At 38.8% G+C, this 18,085-nt stretch carries 16 protein-coding genes; 10 read left to right on the top strand and 6 right to left on the bottom strand.

The features are described from left to right. Window positions 1-153: 153 nt before the first annotated feature. The 3 genes from PL_RS08785 to PL_RS08775 all read left to right on the top strand — a co-directional run bounded on the left by PL_RS08785 (window position 154) and on the right by PL_RS08775 (window position 1,687). Window positions 154-1,083 carry a manganese catalase family protein gene (locus PL_RS08785; protein WP_041877899.1) on the top strand — a complete coding sequence of 310 codons (930 nt, stop codon included), beginning with the start codon at window positions 154-156 and terminating at the stop codon, window positions 1,081-1,083. A gap of 30 nt (window positions 1,084-1,113) precedes the next feature. Next, the gene (locus PL_RS08780) at window positions 1,114-1,353 is read left to right on the top strand and encodes a hypothetical protein (RefSeq protein ID WP_041877898.1); all 240 of its coding nucleotides are present in this window, start codon (window positions 1,114-1,116) and stop codon (window positions 1,351-1,353) included. Window positions 1,354-1,465: 112 nt separating this feature from the next. Continuing rightward, the gene (locus PL_RS08775) at window positions 1,466-1,687 is read left to right on the top strand and encodes a hypothetical protein (protein ID WP_152620249.1); all 222 of its coding nucleotides are present in this window, start codon (window positions 1,466-1,468) and stop codon (window positions 1,685-1,687) included. A 51-nt stretch (window positions 1,688-1,738) separates the two neighbouring features. Here the strand turns inward: PL_RS08775 and PL_RS08770 are convergent, their stop codons facing one another. The 4 genes from PL_RS08770 to PL_RS08755 all read right to left on the bottom strand — a co-directional run bounded on the left by PL_RS08770 (window position 1,739) and on the right by PL_RS08755 (window position 3,437). Then, a complete protein-coding gene (locus PL_RS08770) occupies window positions 1,739-1,939 on the bottom strand; it encodes a hypothetical protein (protein ID WP_152620248.1) in 201 nt (66 codons plus the stop codon). Between the two features lie 64 nt (window positions 1,940-2,003). Further along, window positions 2,004-2,222: a hypothetical protein gene (locus tag PL_RS08765; RefSeq protein ID WP_041877892.1), complete on the bottom strand. Its 219-nt coding sequence runs from the start codon at window positions 2,220-2,222 to the stop codon at window positions 2,004-2,006. Window positions 2,223-2,242: 20 nt separating this feature from the next. Beyond that, entirely contained in the window at window positions 2,243-2,914 is a 672-nt protein-coding gene (locus PL_RS08760) for an MmgE/PrpD family protein (protein WP_082035782.1), read from the bottom strand. Continuing rightward, window positions 2,856-3,437, bottom strand: coding sequence for an MmgE/PrpD family protein (locus PL_RS08755; protein WP_082035781.1), 582 nt, complete (start codon window positions 3,435-3,437; stop codon window positions 2,856-2,858). Before PL_RS08755 ends, PL_RS08760 begins: the two co-directional genes overlap by 59 nt. 104 nt (window positions 3,438-3,541) lie before the next feature. Here PL_RS08755 and PL_RS08750 point away from each other — a divergent pair, with 104 nt between their 5' ends. The 4 genes from PL_RS08750 (at window position 3,542) to PL_RS08735 (ending at window position 10,170) form a co-directional block, all read left to right on the top strand. Then, window positions 3,542-4,096, top strand: coding sequence for a sigma-70 family RNA polymerase sigma factor (locus tag PL_RS08750; RefSeq protein ID WP_052495999.1), 555 nt, complete (start codon window positions 3,542-3,544; stop codon window positions 4,094-4,096). 133 nt (window positions 4,097-4,229) lie between these two features. Next, the gene (locus PL_RS08745; protein WP_041877890.1) at window positions 4,230-5,213 is read left to right on the top strand and encodes a FecR family protein; all 984 of its coding nucleotides are present in this window, start codon (window positions 4,230-4,232) and stop codon (window positions 5,211-5,213) included. An 84-nt stretch (window positions 5,214-5,297) separates the two neighbouring features. Next, entirely contained in the window at window positions 5,298-8,009 is a 2,712-nt protein-coding gene (locus PL_RS08740; protein WP_041877887.1) for a TonB-dependent receptor, read from the top strand. 283 nt (window positions 8,010-8,292) lie between these two features. Next, window positions 8,293-10,170 carry a PAS domain S-box protein gene (locus tag PL_RS08735; RefSeq protein WP_052495998.1) on the top strand — a complete coding sequence of 626 codons (1,878 nt, stop codon included), beginning with the start codon at window positions 8,293-8,295 and terminating at the stop codon, window positions 10,168-10,170. Window positions 10,171-10,175: 5 nt separating this feature from the next. Here the strand turns inward: PL_RS08735 and argH are convergent, their stop codons facing one another. Together argH and PL_RS08725 are read right to left on the bottom strand one after the other, a co-directional pair. Beyond that, window positions 10,176-11,786, bottom strand: coding sequence for an argininosuccinate lyase (gene argH / locus PL_RS08730; protein ID WP_082035780.1), 1,611 nt, complete (start codon window positions 11,784-11,786; stop codon window positions 10,176-10,178). A gap of 64 nt (window positions 11,787-11,850) precedes the next feature. Further along, window positions 11,851-13,302 (bottom strand): serine hydrolase, encoded by a 1,452-nt coding sequence (locus tag PL_RS08725; RefSeq protein WP_348621467.1) that lies wholly within the window; start codon window positions 13,300-13,302, stop codon window positions 11,851-11,853. Window positions 13,303-14,146: 844 nt separating this feature from the next. On the opposite strand from PL_RS08725, the gene PL_RS08720 reads away from it, so the two are divergent. The 3 genes from PL_RS08720 (at window position 14,147) to PL_RS08710 (ending at window position 18,073) form a co-directional block, all read left to right on the top strand. After that, window positions 14,147-14,647: a UpxY family transcription antiterminator gene (locus PL_RS08720; protein ID WP_041877880.1), complete on the top strand. Its 501-nt coding sequence runs from the start codon at window positions 14,147-14,149 to the stop codon at window positions 14,645-14,647. A gap of 158 nt (window positions 14,648-14,805) precedes the next feature. Continuing rightward, window positions 14,806-16,512, top strand: a complete 1,707-nt coding sequence (locus PL_RS08715; protein WP_041877879.1) for an alpha/beta hydrolase-fold protein — start codon at window positions 14,806-14,808, stop codon at window positions 16,510-16,512. A gap of 28 nt (window positions 16,513-16,540) precedes the next feature. After that, on the top strand, window positions 16,541-18,073 hold the full coding sequence (locus PL_RS08710) for a S8 family serine peptidase (RefSeq protein WP_041877877.1): 1,533 nt from the start codon (window positions 16,541-16,543) through the stop codon (window positions 18,071-18,073). The last annotated feature ends 12 nt before the right edge of the window (window positions 18,074-18,085 follow it).

The following is an 18,085-nucleotide window of genomic DNA, read 5'->3' as shown; positions in this document are numbered from 1 at the left end:
CGGCGTGATGGTTTTGTTATTTTAACAATAGGTGAGGAGGAGTAAAATACGGGTACGCGAATTAATACGTGTTTTTTTTATCTTAAAAACTTTCTTGTTTTTCGGGGCTTATAAAAGTGATAATAGAATTTTAAACCATTTAATTTTTAAACTATGTTTTATCACGCTAAAGAACTGCAGTATAATGCAAGGGTATCTGCCCCGGATCCCAGATTTGCAAGACTCCTGCTGGAACAATTTGGAGGGGGAAATGGTGAGTTGAAAGCTGCCATGCAATATTTTACGCAGGCATTCAGTTGTAAGCAGCCATATCCGGATAAGTATGATATGCTGATGGATATTGCAACAGAAGAATTCAGTCATTTGGAAATTGTTGGTGCTACGATCCAAATGTTATTAAAGGGTGTAAGCAGCGAACTGAAGCAAGCTTCGGATGAAGATGAGTTATCTACCTTACTGGATGGAAAAGCATCTAAAGAGACTTATATCCATGAGGCTATGGTCAATCCTCATTTTTACGACCTTACCGGAGGTGGACCAGCTTTAACAGATTCTAACGGGATTCCCTGGACTGCGGCCTATGTTAATGCGAACGGAGATCCTACAGTAGACATGAGATCGAATATGGCTGCAGAGAGCAGGGCAAAAATTGTATATGAATATCTGATGAAATATACTGATGATCCTTATGTCAAGGATACGCTCAGGTTTTTGATGACAAGAGAGGTGGCACATTTTCAAATGTTTGAAGCTGCACTGGAAACTATCCAGCCAAACTTTCCTCCGGGAATACTGCAAAGTGATCCTTGTCACAGTAATACTTACTATAATCTGTCCAAGGGAGAATCAGTGAGAGGGCCGTGGAATCAGGGGATAAGTTCCAAACTCGGAGAGGAGTGGCAGTATATAGAAGATCCGCTTGAACGGGTTAAGGAAACAGAAGGTTTAACGGATCTGGATCCTGAAGGTACCAGCAGAACAGAAGAGTCTGTCCGGGAAGCAGATCAGGAATTGAGTGAAATCAGGAGTAATGAAATTGAAAACGCAATACCGGATGGAATTGTACAATGGAGTACCTATTAATAATCAGTGTTTAATTTATAATTCAGATTTATGGCAAATTTAAATAATCCGGAACATAGCGAAGGTAAAGTAGCCGGTGCAATTGAGGAACAAACAGCAAAATTTCCTTCAGATATTTATTTATGGACGGCAGTAACCGTAATGGGTGTTTCTCTGGCTTTAAAATGTATTGGAAAAAAACATACTTCTCTGTTTGTCGGGCAGTGGGTAGCGCCTTTTCTGTTATTTGGCGTATACAATAAGATTGTAAAGACTCAGGGACATGATTAAAAAGACCAGAATTTTTAATCCATGATTGAATTTAATAGCAGAATTGAATTACCGTCAAAACCGCGAAGAGAAATTTTTGTGGTTTTGACTTATAACATAGCAGCAGCAAAAGATGGAAATGATAACAAATTTTAAAGCCGCAATGAAGGCTTTTTGGAAAATTTTACTCAATAAACCGCATGTATACTGTGATGAATTTTATCATTCGGTTGCAGGTAACCGGGATACCGTTCAGCAACAGCTGAACGTGTTAATTACTGCGGTTAATATTGAAGTAGCACAACAGGAGGTAGTAGCAGAGACTAAGAATATTTTAACTGATGATGATTCATAATAAAAAGCTCAACCCGTTAACCAGAGTTGAGCTCGTAGTGATATTCCAAACTTAATAGTGGTGCATAGTATCCCGTCTCATGGTATCCCTTCTTATAGTGTCTCTTTTTATAGTATCAGCCCTTCCTTTTTTAGGCCATTTTTTGGTGTTTTTTGTTTTTTCTTTCCTGGTCGTGTCTTTCTTTACAGGTAGTTGTGCGAATGTCCCGATACTGATCGCAGACAATACAAGAATGATTAATAACTTTTTCATACGCTGTTTTTTTAATTTTTCATCTGTTATTAACGACCAGCAGTATTTTTTGTTCAGAATTTTTTTATCTGATTTTCTTTGACAGAATTTCTGCAAAATGCTTCATATCTTCCAGTTCTTCCAATACTTTTACATGGTTAATGATTTCTTCCTGTACCTCTCTGCCAATAACCCCTGATGAGAGCCTGAGAAATTTTATAATTGTATCTTCCCAGTTAAATGGCCTGGTGAAAAATCCATGATAATCTTCTTTTTCGCAAGTTAAAACAGATCCGTTTTTCAAACTGATCTCTACCTTTGCTTTTACTTTATCCGGATAGGCTTGTGTATAGGATCCAGCAATCCAGCAATGCTGATTGGCTGGTGAATAGGGAAACCGGTTTTTACGGATACTTTTTGAAGCAGTTCCTGTACGTCTTTACGGTTGATCCGCTCGGGTTCTAACTGGTCAGGATAGACCTCTCCATCGATTAGTGCAACAGCTGCCAGATAAAAAAGGCTATGATCTGCCTGCTCTTTCGTTTCAACTATCTGTCTGTTTCCATAAGCACCTGAGCCTATAATATGATAAGCGGTTAAAAAGGTAGTAATCTCGATTTGATCTACTTCTGTTGCATTTATATGATGTTGTTGTTTAAATTCTGTAATTGCTTCCAGTGAAGGTTGTGAATGAACCTCTGCATTATAAGCTTTAAGAACACATTTGCTGATCAGCTCAAAATTTTCCTTAGCCCAGTCATAATCGAGTTTAAGTCCAAAGACTTCTTTGAAACCTTTGGGACCCTCAAAAATTGCGATAGGGCCGGTCATTCCTTCTTTTGCCAGAAATACGGTACCCAAGCACTCCATGACATCCATAGAAGAGGCCATGCCTTTCCATTCGTAGGTATAAGATGCTCTGCTGGTTACCATAGGACTAACAGAGCTTCCAATGATTCCAAGTGCATGAGCGATCTGCTCCTTTGTCGAGACCAATTAATTTAGCTGAGGCCGCCGTGGCAGAGTATGCCAGCATTAAAGTATGGTCTATTCCTTCTTTCATTACAGGGATTTCTTTTACCAGCCTGCATTCAATCTGATAAGCTATTGCCATGACAGTCAGAAACTCCTGACCTGAACACTTTTTATACTGGGCGGCAGCAAGCAATGCACCAATATTATCACTTGGATGACATGTAGCTTCTTTTGCCATGAAATTATCCATAAAATCCGGATAGCGTATAAGTGCAGTATATAGCTGGGCAGCACGATCGTAAGCTAAATTTTTAGTTAAGGGTACGTAGCAATTACCCTGTTCATCCATAGCCTGTATTTGCCGGATCAGCTTTTTTATAGTTGGCTTTACTGAAGCATGAACTAATGAGCCAATAGCGTCCAGAAAATGCCGCTTTAATTGTTCAATATTAGCTTTTCCTATGTCCTTATAAGTCGTATTTAAGACAAAAGAAGCAATCTGTCTGGTTTGTAATTGCTTATCATAATTCATTGATAATTTCATTAAAAGCTAGAAACATATCATTGCAGGTTTGGTTTTTAATATTATTCATCTTTTATTTAGAATCATTCCATGTAATGTTGTAGATTTGGCAAATTTCTTTGTGCGTGTTCAAAAATATCGATTCTGATTCCGGGGAAAATATTGCTTACCAGATTATGGATAAGCATGATTTTGAGCATATCTATAATATCCACTGGAAGAGTGTATTTGGCATCATTTACCATTACACGAAGGATGAGGAAATCTCAGCTGAACTTAGCCAGGAGCTTTTTGCATCTCTATGGGAACAAAGAGAAAAAATAATCTTTCATAAAAATGTAAAGGCCTATCTGTTTAAGGCGGCTAAACTGGAAGCCTTTGATTACCTCCGTACCTGTGTGCGTCAGAAACAGTTACTGGAAAGCTCTTTTCAGGATTATTGTCAGTTACAAAACTGTACAGAAGAAACGGTAATGTATAATGACCTCCGCGAGAAACTTGACTTGCTGATCCGGCAGCTTTCCTGCCGTTGTCAGGGGATATACAGGTTAAGCCAGAACGAAGGGTTAAACAATAACACTATTGCAGGAATGCTCGAAATATCTGAAAAAACTGTAGAGTACCATCTTTATAAAGCAAAGTCTTTTCTGAGAACGCATCTGACTTCAGTTAAATCCTGATTGTTTAGGTAAATAAAATATTTGATAGTCAATTATTTATGTTTTTTATCGCATTTAATTCGATTTCCGCCTAGGAAAAAAATGGAGTTATACATCTTATCATTAACGACACCTTATGTGCCGTTTATAAGCAATGGAAATTACCGGAGAAATCATCAGGCGATATCATCTTGGACAATGCACAGCAGCAGAAACAAAGGCTGTGGAGAGCTGGCTTGAGTCTGAAGATGCTGAAGTCAGTTATCCTGAAGATTTCGATAAGATAAATTATCAGCAACAGAGCTGGGAAAAAATTTCCATGCGATATGGACTGGGGCTAAATGAAGAATCCATATCTGCTCCGGCAGAAAAGAAAAATACCCGCTCTCTGCGTTTGTTTTGGCAAGCTGTCGCCTGCATTGCTGTTGTGATGTTTCTGGGTTTGTCTTACCGCTTTTTATCGTCAGATAGAAAAACTCTTCCTGCACTCAGTTATCAGACTATCAAAGCCAGAAAAGGGGAGAAAAAATATGCTATGCTTTCGGATGGGACACAAGTATGGCTTAATTCAGAAAGTAGCCTGAGTTTCCCAACGCAATTTGCCGGAGACAAGCGTAGTATAAGCTTTACCGGAGAAGCTTATTTCAGGGTCGCAAAAAATCCGAATAAACGCTTTATTATTAATTCACCGCGTACCAGGACGGAAGTTCTGGGGACCAGATTCGACCTCAGAGATTACCCTGAAGAAGATAAAAGCGAGCTGGTGGTTGAAGAAGGCAGGGTGAGTTTTTCCGGAGCTAAATATAGTGGGGAGCTGATTCTTACGGCCAGCCAAAAGGGAATTTTTAATGCAGGGGATAATCCCGGTCTTAAGCAAAGTACTGTACAGAACAGCAAAAAATATATGGACTGGAAAGAAAACCGGCTTGTTCTGGAAGATCTTAATCTGGAACAGATCAGGCTCATACTTGAGCGCTGGTATAATATCAAATTAGTTATAAAGGATAAAAATCTGGAACAGGAACGCTATACGGGCAGTTTTAACAACCCGAATATACATGAGGTGCTGCAAAGTATCTGTTTCGCTATCAAATCACAATATCATCAGCAAAATGAAACTTTCACGATAAGTAGATAAATAAAAAACCCGGTTTCTGTCTGCAAACTTCATCCCGGGCTATTGCAAATCAATTCATCATTAATTTAAACAACAAACAAAAGTATGTACAAAGCCTGTACCCAAAAGAAAAAAATTGCGATTATCCTTTTATTTTTTTGTTCACTCTGGTTTCCCTTTCTTACGCTGGCCCAACAGCGCTCTCCATTAAATAAACTTATATCTGTTCAGGCAACTCATATTACGATCAGTGAAGCGCTGGATGCTATTGCCGCTAAGGCAGCCGTTTCTTTTTCCTACAGCAGTACTCAGTTAAATGTACAGCGAAAGGTTAGTTTTAATTTTTCAGATAAACCGGTAAAAGAGATTCTTGCATCCCTACTGGGAAAACAGCTCAAAGGGCTGAGCGCAGCAGGTGAGCAGATCACCATTCAAACTGCTGCGGCAAAAAGTAGTATATCAGGAAAGGTAACTACCAGAGACGGAAAACCGGCGGCCTATGTTACCGTGGGGATCGCTGGTGTAAGGAGTACACAGGCAGATGCACTGGGTAATTATTCGCTTAAAGAAATCGAAGAAGGAACTTACACTGTTGGTGCAAGTTATGTAGGGCTGAGCGTGCAGCGAAAACAAGCTACTGTAGCCTCATCAAAAAACGTTTCCTTAAATTTCATGCTGGATGAAAATAGTCAGGAACTCAATGAGGTGGAAATCAATGGCAGGAAAAAAAATAAGTTCGTTATACGCAAGAGTGAAACTGTTGCCAAACTTCCGCTGAACAACCTGGAAAACCCACAGGTATATACCACAATCACCAAAGCACTGTTTAATGAACAGATTACTACTGATGTGACCGATGTGCTGAAAAACACACCCGGAGTATTGAAAATGCAGGGTAGTATCGGAAGGGGCGGAGATGGTGCTGTTTACTACAACCTACGCGGATTCCCTACCCGGATTTCTATGATAGATGGAATTGCAGGGCAGACCAACGGTGATATTGATCCTGCAAATATTGAAAAGATAGAGGTTGTCAAAGGACCTTCAGGTACGCTGTTTGGCGGTTCACTGACTACTTTTGGCGGACTGATTAATGTAATCACCAAAAAGCCTCTGGATACCATAGGTGCGGAGATCGGATATACAACAGGAAATTATAACCTGAACCGTCTTACTGCCGATATTTACGGACCTGTTAACAAAGATAAAAGTTTAAAGTTCCGTTTAAATGTGGCACAGCATAAACGTGGAAGTTTTCAGGATGCCGGATTTCGTAAGTCGTTATTTATTGCCCCTGTTATTTCCTACAGGTTCAATGATAAACTGGAACTTGTGATGAATGCAGAGTTTTATGATTATGAAGGGACTAATCCTTCAATAGTATTCCTGCATCGCACCAGGAAATATATTGCCACTACGCCTGCAGAATTAAATTATGACTGGAGACGTTCTTTTACTGCTAACGATATTACCCTGAAAGCACCGTCTTCTAATTTCCGCGGACAGCTGAATTATAAAATTTCGGAACATTGGAATTCCCAGACAAGTTTCTCCAGGAATACCCGGAAAACTGATGGTATATATCAGTATGAATTTATCCGCGGTGCGAAGAGTGATGATCTGATAGAGCGTAACGTACAATTTCAGAATTATGAAGGGGTAACAACGGATATCCAGCAGAACTTCAATGCTGACCTTAAAATTGGCGGGATGCGCCACCGTATTGTTGCCGGACTGGATTATCTTAACCAGACCACTTATGTTAATTATTCGGCTATCTTAAAGTTTGATACCGTAAGTGCGATAAATGGTCAGATGTCAGCGAAATATGGTAATCTCACCAGAATGAAAGCAGAGGCCAGAATGGCTGCATTTACAGGCTCAAGCCCAGCCGGTGCACCAATTAAAAATTACAATTCCACTAATGTTTACAGTGTTTATGCTTCTGATGCGATCAATCTGACAGATGAATTACTGGCCATGCTGAGTTTACGTGTAGATCGTTTTCAGAGTCTTGGAACAATGGATCTTTCGACTAATATTGAACAGAAGAATACAAAATATAGCCAGACTGCCGTATCTCCAAAATTCGGACTGGTTTATCAGGTGGTTAAAGACAAAATATCGTTGTTTGCAAACTATATGAACGGATTCAGCAATGTTCCGCCTGCCGCCCAGCCTCTTAGTGATATTTCTGGTACTTTCAAACCGCAACAGGCTAATCAGTTTGAAGGTGGAGTGAAAATGGATATTTTTGATAGCCGCTTAAGTTTCACGGCAAGTTATTATGATATCAAGGTTAAGGATGTAACCAGAATTCAGCCGCTGATAAGAGATAATGTAGAATACAGTATTACTGTTCAGGATGGTACTCAGCGGAGTAGAGGAATGGACTTTGAGCTGATTGCCAATCCGGTAGCCGGCTTTAACCTGATTGCGGGTTATAGCTATAATGATAGCAAACTGACTAAATCTTCCCGTGAATTTGAAGGAAGAAGGCCGGCCTCGGCAGGCCCCGCAGACTTAATTAATTTCTGGGCCAGCTATGTGCAGCCTACAGGAAAATTAAAAGGTCTGGGTGCCGGGTTTGGTGGTAATTATGCAGGGAAACATCTTACCGGAAATTCACTGACTACCGGCGTGTTTACTTTCCCTGCCTATACTTTATTAAATGCGACCCTATTTTACGAAACCAGGCATTGCCGTGTTGGTTTAAAGGGGGATAACATTGGTAATGTATTATATTTTACCGGACAGGGTGTATTGAGTCCGCAAATGCCAAGGTCTCTTTCTGCAAATGTTACACTTAGGTTTTAATGAAATTACTTTCTTTTTCGTCTTTTGGCCCGGATATTTTCCGGGCCTTTTATTTTGAACTCTTTTAAATGATGAACGGCAGAATTACCTTTTTTATCCGTCGTCTTTTTAAAAATTAATTTATTAAACAATGTCTTGAGTTAAATGTTAACATTTCCGGAACCAAAAGGACATGTCCGTCACAACTGTGCTGCCGAATACCAATATACCTGTGTGTTTTTGATTTTGTGCTATAATCATGTCTGTCTTTTTTTAGCTGATTCAATATATTAGATTATTAATCATGGCAGAGTTGAAAGAATTAAATGAAAAACGGGCTAAATCCGGCAATAAGAATGAAATGCTGAAAGTCCAAATACAAGAGCTTACAGATTTTTTTGAAAATGCATCTGTTCCTCTTCACCGGGTTAATTCTGCAGGCATAATTTTATGGGCCAATCAGGCTGAGCTGGATTTACTTGGCTATTCCAGTGAAGAATATATCGGTTTCCCGATCAGCAGGTTTCATACCAGTCAAAATGTTATAGATGATATTTTAAACCGACTGACAAACAACGATATAATTCAAAATTATCCGGCTCAGCTTATCTGCAAAAATGGAGATATTAAGCATGTACTGATCAGTTCAAGCGTATACCGTAAAAATGGTGAATTTATACATACCAGATGCTTCACCAGAGATATTACTGCGATAAATGAAGAGCAGGAAAAAAAAACTGACGTCTTGCTTGAACTGGAAAAGAGCAGAACCAGATTGAAACTGGCAGTTGAGTCTACCGGATTGGGTATCTGGGAATGGAATCCAAAAGATTATAATCTGTTTATGTCAGAAGAATGCAAAGGCATTTTTGGTATTCAGGTTAATGAAAAAATAACCTATCCATCTTTTATGAATCGGATTTATCCGGAAGATATGCCTCTTGTTGTTCAGGTGATTAACAATATAGACGCATCCGGTCATGCGGAAACTTGTGATGTGGTCTTCAGAATCTACCGTTTTAATGATAATTGTCTGCGATGGGTTAAGATACAATGGAAACAGCATTATAGAATTGAAGATCATATAAATCTGTTTATCGGGAGTGCTTCTGATATCAGTGATATTAAATCTGCGGAAGAAAAAAGTGCAAAATTAGCTGCTATTGTTGAGTCGAGTAATGATACTGTGATTAGTAAAACACTTCACGGAATTGTGACCAGCTGGAATGATTCGGCAGAAAGAATTTTTGGTTACAGAGAGGATGAAATGATTGGTCAGCCAATTTTAAAATTGATTCCTGAAGATCGTAAGGATGAGGAAACACTGATTCTCTCCAGGTTAAGCAGGGGGGAGACGGTGAGTCATTTTGAAACAATCAGAATGACAAAAAATGGTACTCTGATCGATGTTTCACTAACGATTTCTCCGGTAAGAGATAATCAGGGGAGAATTATTGGCTTATCGAAGATAGTCAGGGATATAACGGAGAAAAAACTCGAAGAACAGAAGAGGAATGACTTTGTTGCAATGGTTAGTCACGAGTTAAAAACACCGTTGACCGCTCTGATGGGCTATCATCAATTATTAATTGCACATTCAAAAAAAGGAAAAGATGAGTTTACTACAATTTCCCTGATTAAAGCCGAAAATCAGATTAAAAAAATGGTTGGTATGATTCAGGACTTTTTAAACCTGGCGAGATTGGAAGAAGGGAAAATGCATGTGCAAAAGGAGAGTTTTGAATTACATTCTTTAATGACAGAAATAGCTGAAGATGCAAAATTCCAGACTGCAACACATATTATAAGGCAGATTGGTCTTGATCAGGTTACAGTAAACGGGGATAAGAACAAAATAGGGCACGTATTAATGAATCTGATTGGCAATGCCATAAAATATTCCCCCGATGGTGGCGTAATTACTTTTGGGTATGAAAAACAGAATGGGAAGGTTAAAATATATGTAAGTGACCAGGGGATTGGAATAAGTCCTGCTGACCAGAAAAGACTCTTTGAACGATTTTACAGAGTTAATAACAATCGTATAAAAACTATTCCTGGTTTTGGTATTGGATTATATCTTGTCGCTGAGATCCTGCGGTATCATGAAAGTGAAATTAGGCTAAAAAGTGAAGAAAATGTTGGCTCAACATTTTACTTCACTTTAGATGTTTACAATTAATCTGCTTATTGGCTATAGCTCCCGGCCAATTCTATTAACTCCTGATTTTTTCTACTCAGATATGTTTTTTGCTTCTCCAGCCAGACAGACCTGGCAGCAACATCCTTTTGACCGGTAGTAATCATTTGCGTTACAGAGGATATTGCGGGCATTCCCGGGCCTGTTTTATGTGTTATGCTTTGAACAGGGTCCAATGCAGTTTGTAATTGCTTTGCAGTAACAGATAACTCGTGTCCTAAACGTTCTTTCGCTGCGGTCTGGATCATCTCAACTGTGATCTGATCTGCAGTTTTCTTTTGTTTTAAGGCATTATTCACTACTGATGCAATCACTTCGTGGGCATCTCTGAAGTCAAGGTGATTACTTCTAACCAGTAAATCTGCAAGATCAGTCATCGTAGAGAAGTTTTCTCTGGCATATTTGAGCATGGTTTCCTTATTGACATGCAAGGTGCTGACTACACCGGTCATGGTATGAGTTGCAGCAAGAACTGCATCCAGAGATTTCGGCTCCAGCATTACCCTGACGCCACTATGCTGATATTCGATACTGTTTGTTGAGCTTAGTATAGCAACAAGCTGACCCATGGTCAGCGCAGATGCCTTACGGGTTCTTTCCAGTGCATCAGGATTCTTTTTTTGAGGCATCATACTGCTGATACCTGCATAAGAGTTATCCATCTCTACGGAATTATATTCATCGGTACTCCACAGCTGCAACTCTGAAGCCAGACGGCTGAGATCACTCATGAAGATTGCATTATCAGCAGCAAATTCGGCTATATGATCCCAGCCCGCAACTCCTTCTATCGTATTGACAACCAGCTGTCTGTTAAAACCCAGCAGGTCTGCTACTCTATACCGGTCTAATGGCCAGCCGGTACCACCACTTGCACCAGATCCAAGCGGAGACTGATCGATACGGTCATAAAGCTGAATATAGCGTTCTAAACTTTTGGCCAGACTTTCATCAATAGCCGTTAAGTAATGAGCAAGTGTGCCGGGCTGTGCTTCTTTTCTATGCGTGTAGATGACCATCACAGTTTGCAGATGGTCCATAGCTTTAGTCTGGATCGCTTTACGCAGCCGGATAACAGCATCAATCACTTCAATTAGCTGATCGCGTAAATACATACGGTTAGTCGTATTATCCAGATCATTACGACTGCGGCCGATGTGCATTTTTCCACCTGCACTGCCCACTTCTTTGATTAATTGAGCCTCATAGGGCAGGTACACCTGCAATGACGGATTTTCAAGCGCGAGCTTGTCTACTTTGACAAGTCCGTTGAGTATACTTTTAGCTTCTTTATGGTCTATGATCTTCTGTTCTGTCAGCATGATTACATAGGCCCTGTGTAATAAAGACTGATAAGGGAACGTAGCACTGACCAGATTTTTTGTACTGACTTCATAATCGTAAAGCTCCTGAAACTCGGGCGCTTTTGAACCTGAAGTACGGCCAATCCGGCTGGCATCCTGCAGGCTTTTACCTGAATTATTGGTTGAACTTTCCGGAATCGGATCTTTTCCGGTTATGAATTGCGCCTTCAGTTTCAATGGCAAAAACAGATATATGGCCAGGGTAAGCGAACAGAGAATTTTAAATTTCATCATGTGCGCAAAATAAGGAAAAACGGTGTATTAATGAAACATAGTTGCATTAATATATGAATCGCTGTTATGGAGCAGAAAGCTGCTCCAATACTTTTTTACCATGTCCATTATCAGGATTAAGTGCTACTGATTTTTTGTACATGCTGATCGCTTCAGCTCTGAAGCCACCTTTTAACAAAGCTTCTCCATAACTATCATAAGTGTTCCAGCTTTGTGGATAAAGATGTACATTGAGTTTGAAGATTTCAGTAGCTTCCTTAAGCTGATTTTTGGACATCATTCGATAAGCCCACTCATTCAGCTCAAACTCATTGGGATTGAAAAGTGGATTTTGTTTCTTTTCGCGATCTGTAATTTCAATTGCCTGCTCAAAACCTGTCTTTCTTAAGGTGATCCGCAGATAGGTAACCGGATCGGCATTTGGAATTTCCGGATTATAACAACCTGCCAGTTCTTCCAGAAAATCTTCCGGAGAGCCACCTGCAAGATTGGTTAACACGATAATCGCGAGGTCGTCATCAGGATAAATCAGAAATGCTGAACGGCCACCACCTGACATACCTATTGCTCTATGGTGTTGACGAAATTTGGTTAAGCCCCAGCCCAGAGCCCAGGGAGTAGGGGTGCCATTATTGAATGTAGCAGGTGACCACATCGTATCAAGAGTTGATTTTGATTTTAGAAATACACCACTCTGCAGAGCGATGATCCATTTTGCCATATCCTCAGCAGTACTGTTCAGGCCGGATGCGGTTCTGTGGAAATAGGGGAATTCGTAATAATTATTGGTTAGCACTTCTTTATTCAGTTTCTGCCCGTCTATATATTGTTTGTAGCTGTAGGTAGGTGCAAAATGAGGGATAATGTCACGGGAATCGCCAAAGACAGTACTTTGCATACCTACAGGTTGAAATTGATTTTCTGCAAAGATCCGGGCAAAAGGCTGACCATAGAGTTTATCAATGATTTTACCTAATAAATACGCATTGGTTTGATTATAACTGAATCTTTCACCCGGCTTGAATTCCATTGGTATAGTCTTTAATTTTTCCCAGATAACCTGTTCACGCTTTAAAGTACCAACACTCCCCACATCAGGATCAAGAACTTTAAGCAAATCCGGGAAGCCGGAAGTATGTGTCAGCAATTGTTTAATCGTAACAGCTTTCCATGTTGCAGGGAGGCTATCTATATAAGCTGATACCGGGGCTGATAAATTTAATTTTCCAGCTTCAGCTAATTGCATTATAGCTACACTGGTGAAGACTTTTGTACAGGAATTGATCGCGAAAACTGTTTTGCCCGTCACTGGAATACTGTCCTGAATATTGGCGATACCATAGGATTTACTGAAAACTATTTTTCCATGCTGTACAACTGCAAGTTGAAGACCGGGGATTCGCCGCTCCTGCATTTCCCTGCTGATAATTGTTTGGATTCCGGAAGTTTTATCCTGTGCAAGAAGCGGATTAACGGTAATCAAAAAAAAAGATAGAAAGTATAACTTAAAAGCCATTGTACGATTTTTTATAGTAAATGTTTTAATGGGATGATAAAAAGACAGCGGGCACAGCTAAATGTTGCATGTTTAAATTTATACTGAATCTAAATTGTTGTTGCCTGCTCAAAACACACTGCTTTGAGCAGGCAATATAATAAGGATAGAAGTGATTTTTTTTAAACAGTTGTTGATTAATAAATTGATAATCAGATTTATACCTTTTAAAATTCGTTTCAATGCGCTTTTTATACGTTTTTATTAAATTATATATATGTTTTCCTTAATTTCACTGTGTATATTATAAATAAATTTTATTAGATTTGGTTTAAGTAATACAAACGCATAATTTTTAACTCATATTTAACTGCTTGCTGTAAGTTAAAACAGCGAAGCTATTTTGTAGCCGCTCCTATTCCTTTTAAAAAATCATTACGTAAACCACATTTTATCATAAATTTTAAATTGGCTTAGCCCCATAGGTATCGTTCAAATTTCTTTAAAAGACCCATGATTTTACTAACATCTCACTGTCTGAATACGATTATCCTTTCAACGGATAATGTGATAAAAACAAATTCTTTGCAGCTGCAAAATGTAGCTTGCCGTACAATAAATAACTTTTCGGATTAGGGCATACTTCAGTATAAGTTCGCCTGTTAAATAAGATCATCACGTAGTTCTGCGAATTAAGGCAGGAGGGGGGATTTGGGTGCTAAAAATATCCAGGAGGAAGAAGGATGCCGGTTCGGGTACATATAATAAGATATTATTTTTTTGGTTTTTAGCAGGTAAATCAATTTACCTGCGTTAAGCATAGTTTCTCTTTTAAATCATTCTAAAAAATTATTAATTACTTTTTATGCAAAATCAATGGCTGGTTGCCTATACTTCTCCTAAAACCGAGAAAAAAATTTATGGACGATTGCTAGAGCTTGATATTGATGCTTTTCTACCACTGCAAAAGGTGACCAGGCAGTGGAGTGACAGAAAAAAAGTCGTCGAAGTACCCCTGTTTCCCAATTATCTGTTTGTTAAAATAACTCAGCAAGAAAGATGGAAAGTTTTGAGCCAGCGCGGAGTTATTAAATTTTTATCTCATGGTGGAGTTCCATGCTCAGTTCCGGAGAACCAGGTCAGGGCTATAAAGGACCTGATTTGCGAACAGGAAGTAGAGATATATGGATCATCATCCTTGTGTAAAGGTGAGCGGGTGGTCATAGTCAAAGGCCCTTTAATGGGATTTGAGGGATTTTTAACTGAGAAAAAAGGGAAAATGAGGCTGGTAGTCCGGCTTAGCTCTATTTCACAATCTATTTCTATCGAAATTTGTGAATCGCACGTTGAAAAGATATATGGATAAATATATCTGATATACAGCTTCCTGGCTTATATCCTGATTACCGGTTCCTCTTTTTCGGTATATCCTCTTTAGCAGAATTAATTTCTCACAAGGAATGATACCATTAAACCGATGAACACAGGCTGGTATTGAATTCTTTAAAACCTAAATAAACCAAAATGAATGCTAAGATTTTGAAACAAATTGTAGCTGTTGCCTTGCTGTTTTTGATTAAGACAGCAGCAATAGCTCAGATTCCCGTTAATAATCCCTATTTCACGAAGTATAATTCTGTAAATCACTGGACAGATAACTTACCATGGAAAAACACTGTTAATGCGGTTAAAATTCCAGGATTAATTGATGAAAAAGGGAGAGTGGATTCTCTAACTCTATCTAAAACAATGAAAGATATTTCAGATAATGGTGGCGGGGTTTTGTTTTTTCCTAAAGGAAAGTATTATCTGAACGCTGATGTTGAGTTATTTAGTGGGGTAATACTTAGAGGTGCAGATCCTGAAACCAGTAAAAATGGGATCAATGAGGATTATAAACCGCCTACCCAATTCTTATTTCCACAATATTTACCTTCATTTACGGGTAAAGGAACTCCTGATAATACAGCGTTTAAAACGATACATGCCGGTAAGGTAGAACGGGAGAATTTTGGGGTTGTGAACATTGATGTCAACAGAGCCAGACTTGATTTTGCAAACGTAAGTCACAATAACGTTATTGTTTTTGGAGTAAGATCAAATAATGCAGCAAATTGTTATAGCCCTTATTGTAATGTTGATGGAACACAGGCCTGGGTGAGATTCCCTAATATATACAATAATAATATTGCTATATATAGTAAGAATAACGCATTGATTGCCAATTGCAGGATAAATGATGCTATTACGGATGATTTTGCCATGCCGAACATTATGACAAATGACGGGGATGTTTTCACTAAGGATACTGTTAAATTTCAGTATTCCAATCAATCCGCAATTTTAATGAAGGAAGGGGAGATGTCAAATAAGGAGAATAAAATTGAAGTATTAGACAACTTTGCTGCCTGTGGAAAACCGGCAATCTATAAAATTAATTTAGAGACCAAAAATGGAATATCCAGGGGTAATGTTCTGGGAGATATTGCTTTACAGAATTTAGTAGTTCCAAATGGCTTTTATTCAAAAAAGATACAGGAATCTGTATCGAAGCTTTTCCTCAAAGAGGTATATATAAAAAATGGAAAGGATACTTTATACTACCAGTTGCTAAAGCCCCGTAATTATGATCCTAAGAAGAAATATCCTTTAGTTTTATTCTTTCATGGGATAGGAGAAAGAGGCGTTAATAATAATCCTCTGGTACATTTTGTACAAACATTTACTAAAGAGGAGATCGCTGATCAATATCCTTGTTTCGTACTGGTTCCGCATTTAGTTAAGATGACTGATGAATGGACCGGTAATGAAGGAAATATAAATTCTCCTCCTCAGCCTTCACTTCAGATGTCAATTGAGGTGGTCAATAAGTTGAAAAAGGAATATTCCATAGATAACAAAAAAATGTATGTAGCTGGTGTATCTACAGGCGGACATGCTGTACTGGATGTATTATTAAGATATCCGAAGCTTTTTAATAATGCAATTGTGATGTCCTACCTTTTTCCTCTGACTGAAAAACAATATAAAGTAGTGAAAAACGCATCATTTTATATTTCAGCTGGAAAATATGATCCGGATATTCCTGTGGAGTACATGAGACTGGTTGCTCAGAATTTGCGATTCGCAAATGCTAAAGTCAAGTATTTTGAATATGAAACAACGCATATGAGCTGGCTATATCTGTGTACTGACCCGAAATTTTTAGGAGAGATGTTCAAAAAGAATTGATCCCTGACAATTATTTTTTTCAGAAACTATGAAAAGAACTTTACTGATTGCCGCCATTCTGCTGATTTTTCAGAGCGGGTATGCTAAAGATAAATACTGGATTTTTTTCTCGGATAAAGAAGTTGGAAAGGTAACAGGTGTGAATGTTTCTGAGCAAGCGATATGGAACAGAAACCTTCTGGGATTGGAGTTAAATCAGTCTTCAGACCGGCCTCTTGATCGTAACTATTTGAATTTTCTGTCAGCCAGTCATATTAAAGTAGTTTGCAGATCTAAATGGCTGAATGCTGTTTCAGCTTACCTTAATCAGGATGAAATCCGGTTACTCAGAGAAACAGGCTTTGTTAAGGATATCAGGTTAATTAAGAGCAATTCAGTTCTTGCTTCTTCTGATAATGAAACTGAGACTGATAATTTTGTATTGGAGCAGATCAACAGTAAGGCTATAGCAAAAGAAAATCTTACGGGTAAAAACGTAGTGATCGGCGTTATTGACGGGCACTTCTGGAAATCAAAACAGAACGCGTCTTTACAAGCTGTTTTTAATGATAAACGGGTATTAGGAACAAAGGACTTCATAGAACCTGCTGATCGTGATAATTTTTTTGACAGAGGAACTGGTCCTAATGATACGCATGGTACGCTGGTCTGGCAATTTATAGCCGGATCTGACAAAGACAAACGAAAAAAATATGGTTTAGCAACTGATGCCTCATTTTATTTAGCCAGAACAGATGACTCCCGGAAGGAATTTCGAAAAGAGGAAGACTATCTGGTTTCAGCTTTAGAATGGATGGATAGTCTGGGGGTAAGATTAGTCAATACTTCACTGGCGTATTCTGCTGAATATGACAATCCTCTTGAAAACTACAGGCCGGAAAATATGAATGGAGTGACCAGTTCAATTGCAAAAGCTGTAAGTATAGCTGTCAGAGAAAAGGGAATGATCATCGTGATTGCGGCAGGAAATGAAGGAGGAAACAGAAACTGGAAATATATTTCAACTCCTGCTGATGCAACGGGTGCAATAGCAGTAGGATCAACTGATAAACATGGTCAAAAGGCAATTTTCAGTGGAATAGGACCTCCTTTTTTAAGCTATATAAAACCGGATATTTCTTGTTATTCTAATAACGGAACATCTTTCTCAGCACCGGTTATCACAGGACTGGTCGCCTGTCTTCTGGAAAAAAATCCCCGCCTGACCAGTTCAGATATAAGTCAGTTATTACAGAAATCCGGAAATCTGTATCCCTATAGTAATAATTATTTAGGCAGTGGTGTACCTGATGCCGAAAGGATGATGCAGCTGGTTAATCTGACTAAATCTGACTGGAATAATGTGGAAGAGATGAGGGTAAAAGATAGTAAAGTATTATTTGCCGCTAAAAAATACAAATCAAAAATAGCTGTGGTTTTTCATAAAGAAAACGAAAGAACAGTGATTAGTCAGACTATTGTTTTCCCGGAAGACAATCAGTTTGTTATTCAAAAAGAATCTGGCGTAAAACGCTCAACAGTAATTCTTAATAATAGAGTTGCAGAAATTTACTGGGAGTAGCTTAGTCCTTAA

It is taken from the genome of Pedobacter lusitanus (assembly GCF_040026395.1).
In the GTDB taxonomy this organism is placed as follows: domain Bacteria; phylum Bacteroidota; class Bacteroidia; order Sphingobacteriales; family Sphingobacteriaceae; genus Pedobacter; species Pedobacter lusitanus.
This window is presented reverse-complemented; position numbering and strand designations above follow the sequence as displayed.